The organism is Brooklawnia sp., assembly GCF_032229645.1.
Lineage (GTDB): Bacteria > Actinomycetota > Actinomycetes > Propionibacteriales > Propionibacteriaceae > Brooklawnia.
Map to the genome: position 1 here is coordinate 18,268 of NZ_JAVTWX010000120.1, position 6,508 is coordinate 24,775.

Genomic DNA, 6,508 nt, shown 5'->3' on the forward strand with positions numbered 1-6,508 from the left:
TTCGTTCGAGCTAGGTATCTTCAGCCTGTAACTCACGCTCAGTTCACATGCGCTCGGGGGCCACTATGCCGAGCAGGTCGAGCCCGCGGGCGAGCACCTGCTTGGTGGCCGCCACCAAGGCCAACCGCGACGTCCGCACCTCGCCGTCGCTCTTGAGCACCGGGCATTTCTCGTAGAACGACGAGAACTTGGTCGCGAGCTCGAAGAGATAGGTACACAGCTTGTGCGGGGTCAGGTCGTCCGACACCACCTGCACGTTCTCGCCGAAACGGGTCAGCCACAAGGCGAGTTCCTGCTCGGCCGGCTCATTGAGGACGCCCACCTGGCTCCAGGTCAGGTCGCGGGCCGCAGCCTCCCGAAGGATCCCCGCGCAGCGCGAATGCGCGTATTGCAGATAGGGGCCGGTGTCACCGGTTGTCTGGGTCATTCGCTCGGCGTCGAAGACATAATCCTTCTGAAGGCTGTTGGACAGATCGGCGTACTTGATCGCCGCCAGCGCTACGTCGGGGGACGCGTGCTCCTCCGCCGCGTCCAGCAGACTTTCCAAGGTGACGGTGCCCCCGTCGCGGGTCTTGATCGGAGTGCCGCCGGGGCCGAGCACCATCCCGAAACCGACGTGCTGGGCCTCAACGTCGTCCGGCAGATAGCCGGCCATCTTGGCGACGGCGAAGACCAGCCTGAAGTGGTTCGCCTGACGGGCATCGGTGACGTAGATGATGCGCTGCGCGCCCAAATCGTTGACTCGGTGGCGGATCGCCGCTACATCGGTGGCATCGTAGCCATAGCCTCCCGCCGAGTTGCGGATGATCGCCGGGGCATCGAAGCCGGCGGCGAAGACCACCAAGGCGCCGGAGTCTCGTACCGCGATGCCCCGGGCTTCCAGATCGTCGGCCACCGGGCCCAGCAACTCGTTGTACGTGGACTCCCCCGCAACGTCGTCGTCGGTGAGCAGCACATTCATCCGCCGATAGGTGCGGTTGAACCCCGCCAGCGAGATCTTGATCAGACGCTGCCAGGCCGTCCTGGTCTCAGGATCGCCCGACTGCAGCTTCACGACCCGCTCGCGGGCCCGTTCGGCGAAGGCTTCGTCCTCGTTGAGGTGGGCGTTGGCCCGTCGGTAGAGTGCCTCGGCCCCGGGCAGATCCAAGCTGCCCAGATCGAGTCCTTCATCGACGACCTGCTCGATCAGCATGCCGAACTGGCGTCCCCAGTCACCGATGTGATTCTGCGCGATGACGTGGTGTCCCTGCGCGCTCAGTACCCGGTTGAAGCAATCGCCGATGATGGTGGATCGCAGGTGCCCGACGTGCATCTGCTTGGCGACGTTCGGCGACGAGTAGTCGATGACGACCGTTTTCAGGTCGTCGGTCTGGACGATGCCGGCCTGCGGGTCGGCCAGTTGCTCGTTGACGGCGCGCGCGAGCACGTCCGTACGCAATCGGAAGTTGATGAAGCCGGGCCCTGCGATCTCCGGGGTCTCGCAGAGGTCCTCGATGCCGAGAGCGTCGACGATGCGCTGCGCGACATCGCGCGGCTTCGCGCCTTCCTGCTTGGCCAGGCGCAGTGCGATATTCGACTGGAAGTGTCCGAATTGCGGCTTGGTGGCTGGACGCAGTTCCGGATCGGCCCCGGCGACCGCTTCGATCCGTTGCGAGAGAACCGACGGCAGTGAAGACATGTTGATCATTGTCGCACCTCTGGTGATACCGGCAGGAATCGTCCCCGTTCGCGGGCAACGGATCGGGTGAAAAGCGCGGGGCAGTCTAACGCACGAGCCCAGGTCACTTGCCAAGCCGGGCCAGCGCCTCCTGCACCGACGGGTCGTCGTAGATGGTGCCGACATCGGTCTTCACCAAGACGTCGTAGATCATCTTGATGTTGGCGGCCAACTCGCGACGCTCATAGCTGCCCCAGGCGTCGTTCTTGACCGTCTCGTCGCCCACGCCGATCGCGTTCACCCCGACCATCCGGCAGGTCGCCACCGTACGCGGCACGTGATAGCTCTGCGAGATGACGGTGAGTTCGTCCACCCCGAAGATCTCCTTGGCGCGCACGCACGACGAATAGGACGAATTGCCGCCCTCGTCCTCGACGATGTCGAGCGGATCGACGCCGTGCTCCTCAAGATAGTTGCGCATCACGGCCGGCTCATCGTCACCGGTACTTCCGGTAACGATGAAGACGCTGATCTGGCCTTGCTCCCACAGCTGCAGCGCCAGATCGAGGCGCGCCTGCAGATACCCCGATGGCCGGCCGTTCACGGTGGCCGCGCCCATCACCATCCCGACATCGCGGGTGGGAACCTGGTCGGCGCTGGTCCAGGTACGTCCGATAGCAAGTGCATGGATCACCGCCCAGGGACCGCCGACGATGAGCAGGCCGATCAACAGTAGGGCGAGCAGCGCGCGCCAGAGTTTGCGCATGCGCCCACCCTACGTGAGTCGTCAAGATGGCAGGACGGACTCTCCTGTGGAGGCGAGGGACCGAGTTCTCAGAGCCGGTGCTCGCGGTAGAAGCCGATGAGATTCTGGGTGGAGGGATCCTGGCGAGCCAGAGCCTCGTCGTCCCCGCTGACCGCGGGCGCGATCTGGGTGGCGAGCTTCTTGCCCAGTTCAACGCCCCACTGGTCGAACGAGTTGATGCCCCAGACCACGCCTTCGACGAAGGTGATGTGCTCGTAGAGAGCGATCAGCTCACCGACGATCCGCGGGCTGAGCTCGGCGGTCATGATCGAGGTGGTCGGCTTGTTGCCCGGGAAGACTCGCGCCTCCACGATCTCCTCCGCCGTGCCCTCCGCACGCACCTCATCAGCGGTCTTGCCGAAGGCGAGCGCGGCGGTCTGCGCGAAGAAATTCGAGAGGAACAGCGCATGCACGTCCGTGCCGCCCTCGCGCAGCGCATGCGCGGGATTCACGGTCGTGATGAAGTCCGCGGGAATCACCTTGGTGCCCTGATGGATCAGCTGATAGAAGGCATGCTGCCCGTTGGTACCGGGCTCGCCCCAGAAGACCTCACCGGTCTGCACGTTCACCGGCGTGGCGTCCCAGCGGGTGCGCTTGCCGTTGGACTCCATGGTGAGCTGTTGCAGGTAGGCGGCGAAACGATGCAGGTACTGCGCGTAGGGCAGCACGGCGTGCGACTGAGCATCGTAGAAGTTGTTGTACCAGACGTTGAGTAGGCCCATCAGTACCGGCAGATTCTCGTGGAAGTCCGCGGTGCGGAAGTGCTCGTCCATGGCATGGAAACCTGCCAGGACGCTCTGCCAGTTCTCCGGCCCGATCGCAATGATGTCCGACAGTCCGACGGCCGAATCGACCGAGTAACGCCCGCCGACCCAATCCCAGAATCCGAACGCGTTCTGCGGGTCAATGCCGAACTCGGCGACCTTCTCGAGATTCGTCGAGACAGCAACGAAATGCCGGCGGATGGCCTCGGCCCGGGCATCGTCATCGCTGCCGATGATGCCTGCGGTCTGGAGCGAGTTCAGCAGCCAGTTCTTCGCCATCCGGGCGTTGGTCATGGTCTCCAAGGTCGTGAAGGTCTTGGATGCCACGATGAACAGCACGGTCTCGGGATCGACATCGTGAGTGGCCTCATAGATATCGGTCGGATCGATATTGCTGACGAAGCGGCATTCGAGGCCGGCCTGATGGTAAGGCTTGAGTGCCTCGTAGACCATCACCGGGCCCAGATCCGAGCCTCCGATGCCGATATTGATGACGGTGCGGATCTGCTTACCGGTGATGCCCACCCACTCACCCGAACGGATCTGGCTGGCGAATGCGTACATGCGGTCGAGCACTTCGTGCACCTGCTCGACGACGTCGACCCCGTCGACCACCAGTGACGCATCTCTGGGAAGCCGCAGCGCAGTATGCAGCACGGAGCGGTTCTCGGTGGTGTTGATGCGCTCACCGGCGAACATGGCGGCGCGATGCCCGGACAGATCGACCTGCTCAGCAAGCCGGACGAGAGCGTCACGGATCTCATCGGTCAGGTAATTCTTCGAGAGATCGGCATAGAGATCTGCGGCAGTGAGCGAGAAGCGCTGGGCGCGACCCGGATCATCGGCGAACCAGGCACGGAAGTCAACATTCAGATCGTCATGCAGCCGGGCGAGGTCGGCCCAGGCGGGAACGGTAGTCGCATCAACGGGAGTACGCATACGGCAAGCTTAGGGGTTCGTCGCCCGCCTATGGGAGCCGCCCAGCGGGAAATTCCCGCTGGGCGGCTGCGCTGAAGCGCTGGCGTCGTGTGGTCCTTGGAGCAGGCTCAGGCGACCCGACGCATCGCGGTGATGTCATAGCCGCTGATGCTGCTCACGATGACGCCGATGCCGTAGTCCGCCGCATGTACCATCTGGCCGTTGCCGATGTACATCCCGACGTGACCGCCACCGTAAGAGATGATCAGGTCTCCGGGCTGCAGGGCAGAGGTCGACGAGACGGCCGAGCCCGCAGACATCATGGCCTCGCTGGTACGCGGCAGGCTGACACCCATCGCCGAGTAGGAGTAGACCATCAGGCCGGAGCAGTCAAAAGAACTCGGTCCGGCTGCCCCCCAGGAGTAGGGTGCACCGACCTGGGCCATCGCCACCGAGACGGCGCCCGCAGCGGTGCTGCTGGCCGAGCTTGCGATAGCGGCGGTGTCGGTAGCGGACGATGAGGTGGAAGTGCTCGTGCTGGAACTCTGGGTGGCCTGGGCTGCCTGGGCACTAGCGGCAGCGGCCGCCTCGGCCTGGCGAGCTTCCTCCGCCTGGCGGGCCTCTTCAGCCTGGCGAGCTTCCTCCGCCTGACGAGCTTCCTCGGCCTGGCGGGCCTCTTCAGCCTGACGAGCTTCCTCCGCCTGACGAGCCTCTTCAGCCTGACGGGCTTCGTCGGCCTGGCGGGCGTCCTGCTCGGTCACCGGATCGACAAGAAGATTGCGGTCGCTGCTGCGGGAGATCGGGGCCGTGTCCAGCAGATCTGGCTCAGCGGCGGTCACCGTGCTCGACAGGTTGGGGACGATGAGCGCTGCGCTGGCTGTCGCCACTGCGGCTGCACCCATCAGGCCACGCTGCAGGCGGGAGTGCAGGCCGCGCGGTTTGGCCTTGGTGACAACGGTGACGGCGGCCAGCTGGCGGGTGCTGGTCAGCGGCTCATCCGGTTCGAAGCTCAGCGGTGCATCGATCGCCCGGCTGGCCCGCACGGCGGACACGCTGAGCAGCGTGTCGTCCACGAGCTCCACGGACGGCGTCGACAGGGCGCGCCGCGCACAGGACTGCTCAACGCTGTCCGTGATGTCGACGACCGGCTCGAGCAGTGCCCTTCGTGCGCTCATTTATCAATCCTTAAGGTTTCGATGTGCCTTGGTCAGCGTACCGTGACATGCACGTGGTCGTAATGATTCGCGGTGACCGAACCGCGATCTTCCATCATGGTGAAGCCTGCACTGGGGCTCCAGCTCCCCCACATGCTCTGCTGATAGATGACGTATTCGACGTTCAGCGAGCTGGAATTGGCCACCAGCCAGTTAGCGATCTGCCAGCCGGCATCGCCGCTGATCATGATGTCAATTGCCTGGCCAGAGCCATGATCATCGGCAGCGTTGCGCCAGCCGCCGTAGGAGGTGACACCGGGGAACTGCGCGCAGACGGCCTGGAAAGTCGAGTACGCCGTCGCCGTCAGTCCGAGTCCGGAACCGTCGAATGAGCAACTGCCACCGGTTGCCACCGTTGAACTCGATGAACTTGTCTGGGCGCTCGACCCCGAGCCGGTCTGTTGGGTGGCCTGGGCTGCCGACTGTTCTGCGGCGGCCTGCTCGGCGGCGACACGCTCTTCCTCGGCGATCCGGGCGGCTTCCTCTGCCTGACGAGCCTCTTCGGCCAGGCGGGCTTCTTCGGCCTGGCGGGCGGCCTCCGCCTCGGCAGATGCCTTGGTGTTCGCCAGTTCAACCGGGTTGACCGCGATCTCGTTGCGATCAAGGCTGCGCGAGATCGGGGTCTCGCTGGTCGGCAACGGTTGCGCGGTGACGGTGCTGACCGCACTTGGGACGATGAGTATCGCAGACGCGGTGGCGACGGCGGCGGCACCGAAGAGCCCCCGGCGGAGCCGCTGGCCCTTGACTGCGGTATTCGCTGAGACTGTGGCAGTGATCTTGGGCAGCTGCCGGGTGCCGACGAGGGCGTCGTCCGGCTCAAAGTTGATGGGTGCCGAGATCGCCCGCCGCGCAGCGGCTACGCTGACCGGTGCATCATCGACGATGCTGGGCCCTTCGGTGACCCCTCGACGGGCGGACGATTCGGCGAATGCAGCGGCAATGGTGTCGTCGAACTCAGTGCCCGGGTCGAGAATTGCTCGGCGTGCTGTCACTGATACTCCCGTGGTTAGCGTGCTTCCTGAGAAGCAGCTTAAGGATTTTCTCAGGAGAACTCAAGTTGTCTGGGAAATCTCTGAAGAAAGTTCTTGGCAGGCGGCTGCAGGGGTGGGCTGCTGAGGTCTGCGGCCGGCCGGCGTCGGCCCCGCTGAGG

Annotated in this window: 5 protein-coding genes; all 5 read right to left on the bottom strand. The window is 64.6% G+C overall.

The window, feature by feature from the left end:
* Positions 1-43: 43 nt before the first annotated feature.
* The 5 genes from argS to AAFP05_RS09095 all read right to left on the bottom strand — a co-directional run bounded on the left by argS (position 44) and on the right by AAFP05_RS09095 (position 6,350).
* A complete protein-coding gene (gene argS, locus AAFP05_RS09075) occupies positions 44-1,678 on the bottom strand; it encodes an arginine--tRNA ligase (protein ID WP_341729538.1) in 1,635 nt (544 codons plus the stop codon).
* Between the two features lie 103 nt (positions 1,679-1,781).
* Positions 1,782-2,423, bottom strand: coding sequence for an ElyC/SanA/YdcF family protein (locus AAFP05_RS09080; protein WP_341729539.1), 642 nt, complete (start codon positions 2,421-2,423; stop codon positions 1,782-1,784).
* 68 nt (positions 2,424-2,491) lie between these two features.
* A complete protein-coding gene (gene pgi / locus AAFP05_RS09085) occupies positions 2,492-4,165 on the bottom strand; it encodes a glucose-6-phosphate isomerase (RefSeq protein WP_341729540.1) in 1,674 nt (557 codons plus the stop codon).
* Positions 4,166-4,272: 107 nt separating this feature from the next.
* Positions 4,273-5,319, bottom strand: a complete 1,047-nt coding sequence (locus AAFP05_RS09090; RefSeq protein WP_341729541.1) for a C40 family peptidase — start codon at positions 5,317-5,319, stop codon at positions 4,273-4,275.
* Positions 5,320-5,351: 32 nt separating this feature from the next.
* A complete protein-coding gene (locus AAFP05_RS09095; protein ID WP_341729542.1) occupies positions 5,352-6,350 on the bottom strand; it encodes a hypothetical protein in 999 nt (332 codons plus the stop codon).
* Between the last annotated feature and the right edge of the window lie 158 nt (positions 6,351-6,508).